15 protein-coding genes are annotated in these 14,383 nt (G+C 59.2%); 6 read left to right on the top strand and 9 right to left on the bottom strand.

The window, feature by feature from the left end:
* Positions 1 to 14: 14 nt before the first annotated feature.
* On the top strand, positions 15 to 1,448 hold the full coding sequence (locus L2I46_RS02545) for an aldehyde dehydrogenase (protein WP_065804995.1): 1,434 nt from the start codon (positions 15 to 17) through the stop codon (positions 1,446 to 1,448).
* A gap of 13 nt (positions 1,449 to 1,461) precedes the next feature.
* Here the strand turns inward: L2I46_RS02545 and L2I46_RS02540 are convergent, their stop codons facing one another.
* Both L2I46_RS02540 and L2I46_RS02535 read right to left on the bottom strand, forming a co-directional pair.
* Entirely contained in the window at positions 1,462 to 2,211 is a 750-nt protein-coding gene (locus tag L2I46_RS02540; protein WP_032453084.1) for an alpha/beta fold hydrolase, read from the bottom strand.
* Between the two features lie 88 nt (positions 2,212 to 2,299).
* Complete coding sequence (locus tag L2I46_RS02535; RefSeq protein WP_008804686.1) at positions 2,300 to 2,473, bottom strand: GhoT/OrtT family toxin; 174 nt, start codon at positions 2,471 to 2,473, stop codon at positions 2,300 to 2,302.
* A 195-nt stretch (positions 2,474 to 2,668) separates the two neighbouring features.
* On the opposite strand from L2I46_RS02535, the gene yncL reads away from it, so the two are divergent.
* A complete protein-coding gene (yncL, locus tag L2I46_RS02530; RefSeq protein WP_002906891.1) occupies positions 2,669 to 2,761 on the top strand; it encodes a stress response membrane protein YncL in 93 nt (30 codons plus the stop codon).
* A gap of 51 nt (positions 2,762 to 2,812) precedes the next feature.
* Here the strand turns inward: yncL and L2I46_RS02525 are convergent, their stop codons facing one another.
* Entirely contained in the window at positions 2,813 to 3,064 is a 252-nt protein-coding gene (locus L2I46_RS02525; RefSeq protein WP_032453085.1) for a hypothetical protein, read from the bottom strand.
* A gap of 487 nt (positions 3,065 to 3,551) precedes the next feature.
* On the opposite strand from L2I46_RS02525, the gene L2I46_RS02520 reads away from it, so the two are divergent.
* Entirely contained in the window at positions 3,552 to 3,674 is a 123-nt protein-coding gene (locus L2I46_RS02520; protein ID WP_004175940.1) for a small membrane protein, read from the top strand.
* Positions 3,675 to 4,015: 341 nt separating this feature from the next.
* On the opposite strand, the gene patD is transcribed toward L2I46_RS02520, so the two are convergent.
* The 6 genes from patD to L2I46_RS02490 form a co-directional block, all read right to left on the bottom strand.
* Positions 4,016 to 5,443: an aminobutyraldehyde dehydrogenase gene (gene patD / locus L2I46_RS02515; protein WP_032453086.1), complete on the bottom strand. Its 1,428-nt coding sequence runs from the start codon at positions 5,441 to 5,443 to the stop codon at positions 4,016 to 4,018.
* A gap of 22 nt (positions 5,444 to 5,465) precedes the next feature.
* Positions 5,466 to 6,272 carry an ABC transporter permease gene (locus tag L2I46_RS02510; protein ID WP_017900483.1) on the bottom strand — a complete coding sequence of 269 codons (807 nt, stop codon included), beginning with the start codon at positions 6,270 to 6,272 and terminating at the stop codon, positions 5,466 to 5,468.
* A complete protein-coding gene (locus tag L2I46_RS02505) occupies positions 6,262 to 7,191 on the bottom strand; it encodes an ABC transporter permease (protein ID WP_004202776.1) in 930 nt (309 codons plus the stop codon). Before L2I46_RS02505 ends, L2I46_RS02510 begins: the two co-directional genes overlap by 11 nt.
* Position 7,192: 1 nt before the next feature.
* Positions 7,193 to 8,203, bottom strand: coding sequence for an ABC transporter ATP-binding protein (locus L2I46_RS02500; RefSeq protein WP_032453087.1), 1,011 nt, complete (start codon positions 8,201 to 8,203; stop codon positions 7,193 to 7,195).
* 16 nt (positions 8,204 to 8,219) lie between these two features.
* Entirely contained in the window at positions 8,220 to 9,365 is a 1,146-nt protein-coding gene (gene ydcS, locus L2I46_RS02495; RefSeq protein ID WP_023289895.1) for a putative ABC transporter substrate-binding protein YdcS, read from the bottom strand.
* Between the two features lie 305 nt (positions 9,366 to 9,670).
* Positions 9,671 to 11,083, bottom strand: coding sequence for an aminotransferase-like domain-containing protein (locus L2I46_RS02490; RefSeq protein ID WP_032453089.1), 1,413 nt, complete (start codon positions 11,081 to 11,083; stop codon positions 9,671 to 9,673).
* A gap of 720 nt (positions 11,084 to 11,803) precedes the next feature.
* Here L2I46_RS02490 and L2I46_RS02485 point away from each other — a divergent pair.
* From L2I46_RS02485 to L2I46_RS02475, 3 genes are read left to right on the top strand one after another with little or no spacing between them, the layout of a single operon-like run.
* Positions 11,804 to 13,201 carry a cytochrome ubiquinol oxidase subunit I gene (locus L2I46_RS02485; protein WP_004202782.1) on the top strand — a complete coding sequence of 466 codons (1,398 nt, stop codon included), beginning with the start codon at positions 11,804 to 11,806 and terminating at the stop codon, positions 13,199 to 13,201.
* On the top strand, positions 13,201 to 14,211 hold the full coding sequence (gene cydB / locus L2I46_RS02480; protein WP_032453090.1) for a cytochrome d ubiquinol oxidase subunit II: 1,011 nt from the start codon (positions 13,201 to 13,203) through the stop codon (positions 14,209 to 14,211). Before L2I46_RS02485 ends, cydB begins: the two co-directional genes overlap by 1 nt.
* Entirely contained in the window at positions 14,211 to 14,336 is a 126-nt protein-coding gene (locus tag L2I46_RS02475) for a DUF2474 domain-containing protein (protein ID WP_004202785.1), read from the top strand. Before cydB ends, L2I46_RS02475 begins: the two co-directional genes overlap by 1 nt.
* The last annotated feature ends 47 nt before the right edge of the window (positions 14,337 to 14,383 follow it).

The raw sequence follows: 14,383 nt of genomic DNA, 5'->3' as shown, positions 1-14,383 counted from the left end.
AAGAGGTTACCCCCATGACAATCACCTGCAATCTGTACCTTGACGGCCAGTGGCACGATGCCGAAGACCGTCGGACCTTTACCCGGCGCCACCCTGCCCACGATGACGTCGCCTCGGTTGCCGCTGCCGCCAGCCTCGTCGACGGTAAACGCTGCGTCGAGGCCGCGGCCAGCGCCTTCCCGCAGTGGCGCGATACATCCCCGGCGGAACGGCGACGCTTACTGCTCGACGCGGCGGAGCATATGCTGCTGCGGGAAGCTAAATTTATCGCCGCCATGGCGGCGGAGACCGGCGCCACCGCCCACTGGGCGGGATTTAACGTCCATCTGGCGGCCGATATCCTGCGCGAAGCGGCGGCGCTGACCACCCAGATCGAAGGGCAGATCATTCCATCCAACGTGCCGGGCAATCTGGCGATGGGGGTCCGCCAGGGTGCCGGCGTGGTGCTGGGCATGGCGCCGTGGAACGCGCCGCTGATCCTTGCCACCCGGGCGCTAGCGACGCCGCTGGCCTGCGGCAACACGGTGATCCTCAAGGGCGCTGAGCTCTCTCCGGCTACACAAGGATTGATTATCGACGCCCTCGACGCGGCGGGCTTCCCGCCGGGCGTGGTGAACTATCTAACCTGCGCGCCTCAAGACGCGCCGGCGCTGGTGGAGTCGCTGATCGCCCATCCGGCGGTGCGGCGCGTCAACTTTACCGGCTCCACGCCGGTGGGGCGGATTATCGCCCGCACCTGCGGGCAGTATCTGAAACCGGCGGTGCTGGAGCTCGGTGGCAAAGCGCCGCTGCTGGTCCTCGACGATGCCGACATTGAGCAGGCGGCGGCGGGCGCCATTTTTGGCGCCTTCGCCAACGCCGGACAGATCTGCATGTCCACCGAGCGCATTATTGTCGACAACGCCGTGGCGGAGCGCTTTATCCCTCTGCTGACCAGGCGCGCCGCTTCTCTCCCCGCCAGCCTGACCGGCCCGGTGGTCGACATGAACACCGTCACCCGCTGCAACGCGTTAATCGACGATGCCTTAGTCAAAGGCGCCCGCCTGCTGACCGGCGGTAAAGCCAGCGATACCCACATGGCGCCTACCTTGCTGGACGGCGTCACCCGCGAGATGCGGCTGTGGAACGAAGAGTCCTTCGGCCCGGTAAAAGCGATTATTCGCGTTAATAACGACGAAGAGGCGCTGGTGGTAGCCAACGACAGCGACTATGGCCTTTCCGCTGCGGTCTACAGCCGCGACAGCGCCAGAGCGTGGAACCTGGCGCAACGTCTGCAAACCGGCATTTGCCATATCAATGGTCCAACCGTTCATGATGAAGCGCAAATGCCGTTTGGCGGTTGCAAAGCCTCCGGCTATGGCCGGTTCGGCGGTCGGGCCGGGATTGCTGAATTTACCGAGCTGCGCTGGATAACGCTCCAGACCCAGCCTCGCGAACTGCCATTCTGACGCCGACTCCCCCTTAGCCGTGGCTGGCGATGAGCTGCGCCAGCCCTTCCGGGTTTTCCCACGCCATCGAGTGCCCCGCGTGGGGCACAATCCCGACCGGGATCCCTTGCGCCTCTACCCGTTCGATATCCGCATAAGGGAGCGACTGCTCGCCGACGATCAGCATCTTCTGACAGCGCAGCTGGCAGAGCTGAGTAAACCAGGGGGTGTCGCTGCCGTGTATCAGGCTGCTGGCGGCTCGCCAGACGGCCCAGGGGGCGCTGTTTTGCAAACAGCCGGCCCAGGGCGAGCGCTCTTCCGCCAGCATCCTGGCGTAACCTTCGGCGATAAAGGCCGCCTCTGACTGCGCCGCTATGCGCATGCTGTACTCACCGCCTCCGGCGAACAGGTTGGGTTCAGAAACCAGCAGCGTCGTCACCCGCTCCGCCAGCAACCCTGCCGCTTCAATGGCGATGCTTCCCCCCATGCTATGCCCGTACAGCGCGAAGCGCTGCAGGCGCAGGTGGTCGAGGACTTGCTCCACTGCTTGCGCTTGTCTATGTATGTTGTAACTAAAGTCGTGCGGTTTATCGCTGTAGCCGAAGCCCGGTAGATCAATAAGTATTTTGCGCCGCCCGTTGAGCGCGGGGGCGCTGGCGACGCGGGGGTAGTCGTAAGATGACGCGCAGCCGAGGCCGTGGATAAACACCAGCGGAAGCCCCTCTCCCGGAAGATCGAGCCAACGCAATGTGGCGCCTGCGACGGACGAAAAGAAACCGTTCACCTGTTTGCCTCCATGATAAGGTTACTGTGTTTTTATACAGTAACCTTATCCTTGCCGCCACCCTTTTCTGTCGTCCGCCGCCGGAGCGTTAAAACAGCGAGACGAGGAGCGCCATCGGGAAGCTGAACGGCCAGGTGGCGCCGATCAACAGGGCCGCCAGCAGGCGGATTACCCGGCTCTCTTTGGTTAAAAACCAGCTAATTACGGCGCAGATCACGCCCATAATGGCGTAAAACACCAACATTTTTTGATATAACGTCATTCTTCGTTTTCCTTCCCTGAGGAGCGTTCCATGGTGGGATAATTATCTGCCATGACGTCGTGATTCAGAGATACCTGTATAACAAATTCAGAATCGGGCTGAATATTCAGAACAAAGCCCGATTCGTCTTAATCCGATAGCGCAACCGCGCCCGCCGTACTATACCTTTAGGGACTTACTCATTAAGGTGGCGTTATGGATGTCTCCAGCAAGACCGTCGTTATGATTAATGTCTGCGCCGCGTTCGCGCTTATCAGCCTGCTGTCGGTGAGATTTGGCTGGTTTTAATCATTTTACTCAGCAACGAAACCTAAAAAAGCAGCCCTCTGGGCTGCTTTTTTACGTGCGGAGGCTCGCGCCTATATTAGGGTCATAAACAATACGGGCTGAGTGGCCTGCGAAAATAACCTTGTTTAGCGCAGGGTTATAATGAGGCAAAACATTCACTTTCTCACTATCCCATTCGGCGGCGGCGCAAACGGCCTGCCCCACTCCCGCGCTCTCACAGCCCTGAATACGTTTTGCCGGCGCGTTACCATAGCTCAGCGCCACGGTGCCGACAGCCAGCAGAATAAAAGCAAAAATTTTCACAGCGACATCAACGTTAAAACCGAATATGCGTGAAATGATCGCATGAGCGGCGGCGGAAAGTCAAACCCGGGAGCATGCGCCACCGCGCTGGCACGCATGGCGGCTTGACGCGCCGGTTATTAAATATTGCGAATAAATATTACCCGTTAACCGTAAATATAAAAGCCTTATTTATCGTCGTGAAATAGTTTCTGTTCAGCGCAATCTGATTCGTCTGATAAAGATAATATTACGCCAATCGCAAACCAAAAGATTAACGCGCGTTGGCCGAAAATGCGATATACCGCGCAGGCGCTGGATCTTAATAAGATAAAAGGCGGCTACAAGCCGTTGTAACTTAACCTTTTCATGTCAGGCCTCGCTGGCGAGGGCCCCCAATAGCGCTAAATGACAACAAATATCATTTGCCTTCTCTTCAGAGAATACTTACATTCATAACTATTGGTAATGTTTTTAGCGCTGTGCGCTTTTCTATTTCGAGGTGGATATGTCCGGAATCATCACCCTGGTCATCGCGCTGATCCTGCTGGTCGCGGCGGTGTATAATCTTATTTCCTATATACGGGACCGTCGCAGCGCCAGCTTGCCGAGCAAAAAAACCAAGCGCTGAACACGGTTAATGCGATTTCCTTCCTGCGCCAGCATCGCTGGCAGACTCCTCTTCCTGGCTTAGTGCGGACATAAAAAAAGCCCCTGCCATCAGGCAGGGGCCGGTATTGGGTCGCAAACCGCGACGTTGCCGCCTCACCCGCCGGGCGCGACGCGCCCAGGGTGACTGGCGAACCCCATCCGGCGCTTATCTCCGGCACTCACGATGGCTTAGCTCTTGAAGGGGTATCAGAATAATCTCACATTCCCCGCCGCGAGTTTTAACTATTTTTGCCATCGTGACTATTAGCGAACTAACACACCCATTGCGTAATCATTCGCTGCCGCTTATGGGTCAATCCGTTAGCCATGTTTAACCATCACATGGCGGACCACGGTGTAATCCTCAAGGCCATACATCGACATGTCTTTCCCATAGCCCGACAGCTTCTGGCCGCCATGCGGCATTTCACTCACCAACATAAAGTGGGTGTTGACCCAGGTGCAGCCGTACTGCAGCCTGGCGCTGAGCCGGTGGGCGCGGCCAACATCTTTCGTCCACACCGAAGAGGCCAGACCATACTGGGAGTCATTTGCCCAGCTCAGGGCCTGCGCTTCATCGCTGAAAGGCGTCACGCTGACCACCGGGCCAAACACTTCGCGCTGCACGATGGCGTCTTCCTGCCGGGCGCCGGCGAGCAGCGTCGGCTGGAAATAATAGCCCGCGCCGTCCACCCGATTGCCGCCGGTCACCACTTTAATATGCGGTAGCGCCTTGGCGGCTTCCACCGCGGCGCTAACGCGCTCAAGATGGGCCAGCGAGCTCAGCGGTCCCAGCTCGGTGGCGGCATCCTCCGGCGCCCCCATTTTCAGGCTGGCCACCGCCGCCCCGAGCTTCTCCACCAGCTGCTCATAAATACCCTGTTGGGCGTAGATCCGGCAGGCGGCCGTACAGTCCTGGCCGGCGTTGTAAAACCCGAAGGTCCGAACGCCATCCACCACCGCATCGATATCCGCGTCGTCAAAGACGATGACCGGCGCCTTACCGCCCAGCTCCATATGGGTACGTTTAATCGACGAGGCGGTATGGCCGATGATATGCGCGCCGGTGGCAATCGACCCGGTCAGGGAAACCATTCGCACTTTCGCGTGGGCGGTCAGCGGATCGCCCACCGTTTTGCCGCGGCCGAACAGTACGTTGACCACCCCTTCCGGGAAAATATCTTTTGCCAGCTCAGCCAGCTTCAGCGCCGTCAGCGGGGTGATCTCTGAGGGTTTTAGCACCACGCAGTTGCCTGCCGCCAGCGCCGGGCCCAGCTTCCAGGCCGCCATCATCAGGGGATAGTTCCACGGCGCGATGGAGGCCACCACGCCCACCGGGTCGCGACGGATCATCGAGGTATGCCCTTCCAGATACTCTCCGGCCGCCATTCCCGGCAGGCAGCGGGCGGCGCCGGCGAAGAAGCGGAAAACGTCCGCAATGGCCGGCATCTCATCGTTAAGCACGCAGTGCAGCGGCTTGCCGCAGTTCAGCGACTCCAGCTGCGCCAGGGTCTCCGCCTGCGCCGCGATGGCATCCGCCAGCTTCAGCAGACATTCCGCGCGCGTTTTCGGCGTCGTCTGGCTCCAGGCGTCGAACGCCCGATCCGCCGCCTCAACGGCGGCATCCACCTGGGCCGCTGTCGCTTCGGCAATCTCCAGGATCACATCGCCGGTCGCAGGGTTGTATACCGGCACCTTCTCGCCTTCACCTGCCACTAACTTACCGTTTATCAAGAGGTTGTGTTGCATAGCATTATCCTGTTTCATGGTTTTATTTCCCGTTTCCGGCGACGTTATCGCCGTCGCGGGTGAGCCACCAGGCCCCTAAGATTGGTATCGTTGTTACCAGCATCACCAACAGCGCGACAACGTTGGTGACGGGCACATCTCGCGGCCGCCCCAGCTGATTCAGTAACCACAGCGGCAAAGTTCGCTCATGCCCCGCGGTAAAAGTCGTGACGATGATTTCATCAAATGACAGGGCGAATGCCAGCATCCCGCCCGCCAGCAGTGCCGATCCCAGATTGGGCAGCACCACGTAGCGAAAGGTCTGCCAGCCGGTCGCCCCCAAATCCATCGAGGCCTCCACCAGGCTCCAGGAGGTCCGGCGGAAGCGGGCGATGACGTTGTTAAACACCACCACCACGCAGAAGGTCGCGTGCCCCACCACGATGGTCAGCAGACCAGGCTCAAGGCCGACCGCTTTAAAGGCGGTCAGGAGCGCCAGGCCGGTAATAATCCCCGGCAGGGCGATGGGCAGCAGCAGCAGTAGCGACACCGCGTTCTTACCAAAAAAGGTGCTCCGCCACAGGGCTCCTGCAGCAAGCGTGCCAAGCACTAAGGCAATGGCCGTCGACAGGGCGGCAATTTTAAGTGACAACGTCACTGCCTCCAGAATATCGCTGCGCCCTGCCGCCTCGCTGAACCAGCGCAGCGTCAGCCCCTGCGGCGGAAAACTGAAGGCGGCATCTTCCGTGTTAAAAGCATAGATGGCGATGATCAGCAGCGGAAAGTGGAGAAAAACCACCCCGCCCCATGTCGCCAGTTTCAGATACCAGGGTGCGCGTTCAGAGTGCATCGAAGGCTCCCAGACGTTTCACGAACGCCAGATAAAGGGCAATCAGCACGATCGGCACGAGGGTAAACGCCGCCGCCATCGGCATATTGCCGATCGCCCCCTGCTGCGAGTAAACCATATTGCCGATAAAGTACCCCGGCGGGCCGACCAGCTGCGGCACGATAAAATCGCCCAGCGTCAGCGAAAAGGTGAAGATCGACCCGGCGGCAATCCCGGGAATAGCCAGCGGCAGGACCACGTAGCGGAAGGTCTGCCGCGGGGCGGCGCCAAGATCGGCCGAGGCCTGCAGCAAAGAGCCCGGGATACGCTCCAGCGCCGCCTGCACCGGCAGGATCATAAAAGGCAGCCAGATGTAGACGAAGACCAGGAAGCGTCCGAGTCCGGAGGTGGATAAGGTGTTGCCGCCCACCGCCGGGACGGTCAGCAGAGCGTTCAGCGCCCCTTCCAGCCCGAGATGGCCGAGAAACCACTGCGCCACGCCATCTTTGGCTAACAGCAGCACCCACGCGTAGGCTTTGACGATATAGCTGGCCCACATCGGCAACATGACCGCGATATAAAAGAAGGCCTTCATTTTTCCGCTGGTGTAGCGCGCCATATACCAGGCCATCGGCAGCGCCAGCAGGGCACTGGCCAGCGTCACGCACAGCGCCATGACCAGGGTGCGAACGATAATGTCGTAGTTGGCAGGGTTGAACAGCGCCTGCAGATTGGCCAGCGTGAAGTCGCTGGTCACCGACATGGTGAAGTCGTCAAAAGTATAGATACTCTGCCACAGCAGGGTCAGCAGCGATCCCAGATAGACGATGCCAAACCACATCAACGGCCCAAGCAGCAGCAAAAACAGGCCCAGCGCCGGCCGGCGCCAGAAGATCCCCGATACGCGTCCGGCCTGCGCAGGAACAATCGCCATGGTCATGTCAGCCTCCGCTTTCCAGCGGGGTCATCGCCGCGCGCGACCATGACGCCTGCACCGTTTGCCCGGTTCGCGGAACGCTCGCCGCCGCGCCGTCGATATTGGCCTGGCTGACCAGCAGCTTGTCGCCATCCGCCAGCCGGAGCTCGATCCGCGTTGCCGCCCCCTGATACTGTACCGCCTGCACCACGCCCTGCACCTGCACTTCGCCGCCGCCCTGCAGGCGAACATGTTCCGGGCGCAGCGACCAGCAGCCCGCCAGGCCGCATAGCCGCCGGGCCGCCTCGGCCTCAAAGACGTTGGCGGTGCCGACAAAACCGGCGACAAAGGCAGTCTTCGGATGCAGATAAAGATCCTGCGGGGCATCCACCTGCTCAATGCGCCCGTTGTTAAACACCGCCACGCGATCGGACATCGACAGCGCTTCGCTCTGGTCGTGAGTGACGAAGATGAAGGTGATCCCCAGCGACTGCTGCAGCTTTTTCAGCTCCACCTGCATCTGCTCGCGCAGCTTTAAATCCAGGGCGCCCAGCGGCTCGTCGAGCAGCAGCACCCGCGGCTGGTTCACCAGCGCACGGGCGATGGCGACCCGCTGCCGCTGACCGCCAGAGAGCTGGGAGGGCTTGCGATGGTGCGCAAAACCGAGGGCCACCTTCTCCAGCGCCTCCTGGGCGCGGGCATGGCGCGCTTTCTTCGCCACGCCTTTGACCATCAGGCCGTAAGCGACATTGTCGAGGATCGACATATGGGGAAACAGCGCATAGTCCTGGAACACGGTATTGACGTCCCGCTGCCAGGGCGGCAGCTCGCTGGCCGGCTGACCGAAGATCCGGATGGTGCCGCCGGAGAGCTGCTCAAAACCGGCAATCAGCCGCAGGCAGGTGGTTTTCCCCGAGCCCGAAGGTCCCAGCATGGAGAAAAACTCGCCGTCGCGGATACCAATGCTGACCCCGTCCACCGCCCGCACATCGCCATACAGGCGCGATACATTCTGAAACTCGACCGCGTACGTCATTGTTTGCCTCCGATCCTTAGCGGCCGCCCATTATCGCAATGTAGTCCTGCGTCCAGCGGCTGTAGGGAACGTATTTCCCCCCCTCGGCAACCGGCGTTTTCCAGAAGTGGATGCGGGCAAACTGGTCATAGCCGTTGGTCTCACAGCCCTTCTCTCCGAGCAGCGCGCTGGCTTTACAGCCCTCAGGCACCACCGGTAGCGAGCCGAACCAGGCCGCTACATCGCCCTGCACCTTCGGCGTGAGCGACCAGTTCATCCATTTATAAGCGCAGACCGGGTGCTTCGCCTCGCTGTGCAGCATGGTGGTATCCGCCCAGCCGGTCACCCCCTCCTTCGGAAATACGGTAGCGACAGGCTGGCCTTCCGCCTTCAGGCCGTTGGCCTGATAGGGCCACGAGCTGGAGGCGGCCACCCCTTCGTTTTTGAAGTCGTTCATCTGCACGGTGGCGTCATGCCAGTAGCGGTGGATCAGCGGTTGCTGGTCACGCAGCACCTTCAGCACCGCGTTGTACTGGGTTTCGGTCAGTTGATAGGGATCTTCGATCCCCAGCTGCGGTTGGGTGGCTTTGACAAACAGCGCAGCGTCGGCGATATAGATCGGGCCATCATAGGCCTGCACCCGCCCTTGATTGGTTTTGCCATCCGGAAGATCCTGCTTCACGAAGACCACGCTCCAGCTGTCCGGCGGCGTCGGGAATACGCGGGTGTTGTACATCAGCAGATTCGGTCCCCACTGATACGGCGTGCCGTAAACTTTGCCCCCGACGTTAAACCATGCCCCTTGCGCAATGCGCGGGTCGAGAGTGTGCCACCCGGCAATCAGCGCTGTGTTAATCGGTTGAACGCGTTTGCCCATGATCAGACGCAGAGAAGCATCGCCCGAGGCAGTCACCAGATCGTAGCCGCCCTTGGCCATCAGGCTAACCATTTCGTCAGAGGTGGCGGCAGTTTTCACATTAACCTGACAGCCGGTCTCCTTTTCAAACTGGCTGACCCAGTCGTACTGCTTGTCGGTCTGACCGCGTTCGATATACCCCGGCCAGGCAATAATATCCAGCCGCCCTTCCGGTTTATCCAGCGAGGTGAGTGGCTCAGCCGCCTGGACGGTCAGGCAGGCCATCCCCAGCACATAAAGGCTGCAACGGGCCAATTTTTTGCTCATCAGGTGTTACTCCTGTCACAAGGGAATTAGCGGCAGCCGTGCCGTAAAAATATCTCCTGAAATAAGGGTAGTCAGCGGATTAACGCCCTCGGGGGAATTTATTCAGGTTGTGACCCGGGACGCATTACGCAAAAATCGCCAACACAAGACTGACTTTATGGATTATAGACAACGAGTTAGAGAAAAAGGAGGGGTATGCGTATTTCCTATGGTGAGCGCCGGTAAAATAATGACCGGCCTCGATAAAAATCCATCTTCGTTTATTTTTAGCGATTGTTTATCGCGGCGAAAAATAGTCAAAGCGATCAGGAAAGCTGCTCACGAATTAGCTCGCCCAGGCGCTTCACCCCCTGCTCTTCGCGTTCTCCCCAGCCCCAGGCGGTATTAAAGCGGAAAAACGAGGTCCAGCTGGCGGAGGTGGAGAACATTTTTCCCGGGGCGATGCTGATGTGCGACGCCAGCGCCCTGGCGCTCAGCACGCTGGCGTCGGCCCCTTCCGGTAGTTCGATCCACAGAAAATAGCCGCTGTCGCTGTGATGGATAGTGACCTCCGGCGGCAGATGGCGCAGCAGCGCCTGCCAGGCCTGCTGTTTACGTTCCGCCAGCTGGCGACGGAGACGGCGCAGATGGGCGTCATAGCGTTTGGTCGACAGGTAATCCACCAGGGCTAACTGCATCGGCGAGCTGGTGGAGAGCGTACTCATCAGCTGCAGCTGCTGGATCCGCCGCGCCTGTTTCCCGGCCGCCACCCAGCCGATGCGAAAGCCGGGCACCAGACATTTTGAAAACGAACTGCAGTGCAGCGTCATATCCTGTTGATCCCAGAACTTCGCCGGCAACGGCTTCTCGCGGCCAAAGTAGAGCTCGCTGTAAACATCATCTTCAATCAGCATCACGTCATAGCGCGCCAGCAGCGCCACCAGCGCTGCTTTTTTTTCGGCGCTGAGGGTGAAGCCGAGCGGGTTCTGGCCGTTGGTCATCAGCCAGCAGGCCTTGACCGGATAGTTTTGCAGGGCCGCCTCCAGCGCCGTCAGGTCAATGCCCTCTTTGACGTCGGTGGCCACCGACAGCGCCTTCAGACGCAGCCTCTCCAGCGCCTGCAGGGCTCCGTAGAAACAGGGATTCTCCACCACCACCCAGTCGCCGGGCTCGGTCACCGCCTGCAGGCTGAGGTTTAGCGCCTCCAGCGCTCCGGCGGTAATGACGATCTCGTCGGGCGAGACGTTCATCCCCTGCAGGGCATAGCGCCGGGCAATGGCGTGCCGTAGCTCCGCGTTGCCCGGCGGCAGGTTCTCAATCACGCTCATGGCGGTGGCGGTTTTACTCACCTGCGCCAGCGAACGGTTAAGCTGCTGGAGTGGGAAGAGACGCGGGTCCGGGAAGGCCGAGGCAAAGGGCAGCATTGACGCCTGGCGGCTGGCCTGGAGCACCTCAAAGATGTAAGTATTGATATCGACCGCTTCATCGCGGGTCACCTGAGCAGGCGGCGCCGGCTGACGAAGCTTCACCGGCTGGGGGGCGACGTAATATCCCGACTGCGGTCGGGCGACGATGCGCCCCTGGCTTTCCAGTAGCTGATAGGCATGGCTGACGGTCATAAAGCTCATGCCGCTGCTGACCACCTGCTCGCGCAGCGAGGGGAGCCGATCGCCCGGCAACCAGACGCCAAGCGCGATCTGGTCGGTCAGCTGCTGCGCCAGCTGTTGATACTTTTTCATTGTCACCCTTTCCTTGCTGCAACCTCCCTTTATCATATATCAGTTGTTATAAATTAACACTTTTAAGTAACTGTTATGTAAAACAGCGCAACCAGGTCACACAGAACGCCCGCAGGAAAGGTTCACGAGAAAATTGTCCAAAAAAACGATATGATGCATAACCAAAAAATGAACATGATAACGATGGTAATACATAAGCTATGTAATCCTTTTTCTGACATGACCATTCCCTTTTATTGATATCCTGAGAATAAAATACAAAGCACGGCTAAATACGACAATTTAAAATTATTTAATTCATAATTAACTGACTCATCCTTTTTACTGATTCTCATACTAACAAACGTGTGCAGACTTTAAATTCATTAATAAAGAACAGATAATAAAATGCTATATCTGTCGTAATCAGAGGATATTGATCGCAAAAATTAAACGACCGCGCTTTCCCGCGCAGCTACAGGTCTAAGCTGATCCGTAAGACTACGATAATACAGTGAAATAGATTATTAATATTTTCCTGGCCAACAATCTGGCTTTGCTTTCAGCGTTAAAAATGACGCTGTTCCCCTGGGGGATTTCCATGTTGGCGGTCCCCGGAGACAGGCAAAAAGATCATAACAGCCGCCAACTGTTATGATAAAAAATGAACCGACTGCCTCTGCCCCCTTGCCGCCACCCTACCTAAAATTGCGCTGAATCAATTTTGTTGTGGAGTCCTGCATGTTCGGTCTTGATGCATTCCATCTGGCGCGAATTCAATTCGCCTTTACGGTCTCGTTTCATATTATCTTTCCCGCCATCACCATTGGCCTGGCAAGCTACCTGGCGGTTCTCGAAGGCCTGTGGCTGAAAAGCAAAAATCCCACCTGGCGCTCGCTGTACCATTTCTGGTCGAAGATCTTCGCCGTCAACTTCGGTATGGGAGTGGTGTCCGGGCTGGTGATGGCCTATCAGTTCGGCACTAACTGGAGCGGTTTTTCGCAGTTCGCGGGCAGCATCACCGGCCCCCTGCTGACCTATGAAGTCCTGACGGCGTTCTTTCTGGAAGCCGGTTTTCTCGGGGTCATGCTCTTCGGCTGGAACCGCGTGGGGCCGGGGCTGCACTTTTTCGCCACCTGCATGGTGGCGCTGGGGACTATCATCTCGACCTTCTGGATCCTCGCTTCCAACAGCTGGATGCAGACCCCGCAGGGGTTTGAGATCGTCGATGGCCAGGTGGTGCCCGTCGACTGGCTGGCGGTGATCTTTAACCCGTCGTTCCCCTACCGCTTGCTGCACATGACGGTGGCGGCATTTCTCAGCAGCGCGCTGTTCGTCGGCGCCTCGGCGGCCTGGCATCTGCTGCGCGGCAATCAGTCGCCAGCGATCCGCAAGATGTTCTCCATGGCGCTATGGATGACGCTGCTGGTCGCGCCGGTCCAGGCGCTGATCGGCGATATGCATGGCCTGAACACCCTGAAACACCAGCCGGCAAAAATCGCCGCCATTGAGGGCCACTGGGAAAACCCGCCCGGCGAGCCGACGCCGTTATTATTGTTTGGCTGGCCAGATATGGAACAGGAGCGCACCCGCTACGGGCTTGAGATCCCGGCGCTGGGCAGTCTGATCCTCACCCACAGCCTGGATAAACAGGTGCCGGCGCTGAAGGAGTTCGCCCCTGAGGATCGGCCAAACTCCACCGTGGTGTTCTGGTCATTTCGCCTGATGGCTGGTCTCGGCATGCTGATGTTGCTGCTCGGGGCGCTTGCCCTGTGGCTGCGCCGCGGCGACCGGCTGTACCACTCGCGGCCGTTTCTGCGCTTTGCCCTGTGGATGGGCCCCTCAGGACTGATTGCCATTCTCGCCGGCTGGGTGACTACCGAAGTGGGCCGCCAGCCATGGGTGGTGTATGGCGTTCAGCGCACCGCCGAGGCGGTTTCCGCCCACGGCGATCTGCATATGTCGGTCAGTTTGTTGACCTTTATTGTGGTTTACAGCGCCGTCTTCGGGGTCGGCTACAGCTACATGCTGCGCCTGATCCGCAAGGGGCCGCAGGAGGTGCAACCCGCGACAACCGGTACGCCAGCCCGCCCGCTGTCCGCCGCTACTGAAGGTTATCTGCAGAAGGAGTCCCGCTAATGGGTATCGAATTATCGGTGATCTGGTTCGTGATTATCGTCTTTGCCACGCTGATGTACATCGTCATGGACGGCTTTGATCTGGGCATTGGCATGCTGTTCGGCACGGTCCGGGGGAGCACTGAGCGCGACGTGATGGTGAACAGCGTCGCCCCGGTATGGGATGGCAATGAGACCTGGCTGGTGCTGGGCGGCGCCGGTCTGTTTGGCGCCTTTCCCCTCGCCTACGCGGTGATAATCGACGCCCTGTCGATCCCCCTGACCCTGATGCTGATCGGCCTGATCTTTCGCGGCGTGGCCTTTGAATTTCGTTTCCAGGCCACGCCGTCGCACCGGCCATTCTGGGACCGCGCCTTCTTTGGCGGTTCCCTGCTGGCGACCTTCAGCCAGGGCGTGGTGGTCGGAGCGGTGATCGACGGATTTACCGTCAGCGGTCGCGCCTTCAGCGGCGGCATGTTTGACTGGCTGACCCCGTTTAGCCTGTTTTGCGGAGTCGGGCTGTGCGTGGCCTATGCGCTGCTCGGCGCTACCTGGCTGGTGATGAAGAGCGAAGGCGCGCTGCAGCAGCGGATGCGCAGCGCGTCGCGACAGTTGCTGGTTGCCCTGCTGGCGGTGTTTGCCGTCATCAGCCTGTGGACGCCGCTGGCGCACCCGGCGATCGCCGCCCGCTGGTTCAGCCTGCCGAATCTCTATTTCCTGCTGCCGGTGCCTCTGCTGGTGCTCCTGATTAGCGCCTGGCTGTGGCGCACACTGCCTCTGCATGACCGCCATGTCTCGCCTTTCACCCTAACGCTGGGCCTGGTGTTTCTCGGCTTTAGCGGCCTGGGGATCAGCATCTGGCCGCATATTATTCCGCCATCGATTACCTTGTGGCAGGCCGCCGCCCCGCCGCAAAGCCAGGGCTTTATGCTGGTGGGCGCGCTGCTGATTATTCCGGTTATTCTTGGCTATACCTGCTGGAGCTATTACGTGTTCCGCGGCAAAGTCCAGCCAGGGGAGGGTTATCATTGATGAAAACCGTCTGGTCGAAACGTCTGCTGTGGCTGATCGCGCTGTGGGGAGGCAGCGTGCTGACGCTGGCCGCCATCAGCCTGCTGTTTCGCCTGCTGATGACCGCCGCAGGTCTTAAAGTTTGAACCAGGATGCAGAGAAATCGGGATCCGGAGTTCTCCATCTTGTCTTC

Origin of the sequence: Klebsiella sp. 2019SCSN059 (assembly GCF_021739525.1) — a bacterium.
Lineage (GTDB): Bacteria > Pseudomonadota > Gammaproteobacteria > Enterobacterales > Enterobacteriaceae > Klebsiella > Klebsiella quasipneumoniae.
This window is presented reverse-complemented; position numbering and strand designations above follow the sequence as displayed.

Excerpts from the sequence above, each read along its gene's own strand:
- L2I46_RS02510 (WP_017900483.1), bottom strand. The coding sequence starts at position 6,272 with ATGCACTCTGAACGCGCACCCTGGTATCTGAAACTGGCGACATGGGGC.
- L2I46_RS02485 (WP_004202782.1), top strand. The coding sequence starts at position 11,804 with ATGTTCGGTCTTGATGCATTCCATCTGGCGCGAATTCAATTCGCCTTT.
- cydB (WP_032453090.1), top strand. The coding sequence starts at position 13,201 with ATGGGTATCGAATTATCGGTGATCTGGTTCGTGATTATCGTCTTTGCC.
- L2I46_RS02500 (WP_032453087.1), bottom strand. The coding sequence starts at position 8,203 with ATGACGTACGCGGTCGAGTTTCAGAATGTATCGCGCCTGTATGGCGAT.
- yncL (WP_002906891.1), top strand. The coding sequence starts at position 2,669 with ATGGATGTCTCCAGCAAGACCGTCGTTATGATTAATGTCTGCGCCGCG.
- L2I46_RS02520 (WP_004175940.1), top strand. The coding sequence starts at position 3,552 with ATGTCCGGAATCATCACCCTGGTCATCGCGCTGATCCTGCTGGTCGCG.
- L2I46_RS02475 (WP_004202785.1), top strand. The coding sequence starts at position 14,211 with ATGAAAACCGTCTGGTCGAAACGTCTGCTGTGGCTGATCGCGCTGTGG.
- L2I46_RS02535 (WP_008804686.1), bottom strand. The coding sequence starts at position 2,473 with ATGACGTTATATCAAAAAATGTTGGTGTTTTACGCCATTATGGGCGTG.
- L2I46_RS02545 (WP_065804995.1), top strand. The coding sequence starts at position 15 with ATGACAATCACCTGCAATCTGTACCTTGACGGCCAGTGGCACGATGCC.
- ydcS (WP_023289895.1), bottom strand. The coding sequence starts at position 9,365 with ATGAGCAAAAAATTGGCCCGTTGCAGCCTTTATGTGCTGGGGATGGCC.
- L2I46_RS02490 (WP_032453089.1), bottom strand. The coding sequence starts at position 11,083 with ATGAAAAAGTATCAACAGCTGGCGCAGCAGCTGACCGACCAGATCGCG.
- patD (WP_032453086.1), bottom strand. The coding sequence starts at position 5,443 with ATGCAACACAACCTCTTGATAAACGGTAAGTTAGTGGCAGGTGAAGGC.
- L2I46_RS02505 (WP_004202776.1), bottom strand. The coding sequence starts at position 7,191 with ATGACCATGGCGATTGTTCCTGCGCAGGCCGGACGCGTATCGGGGATC.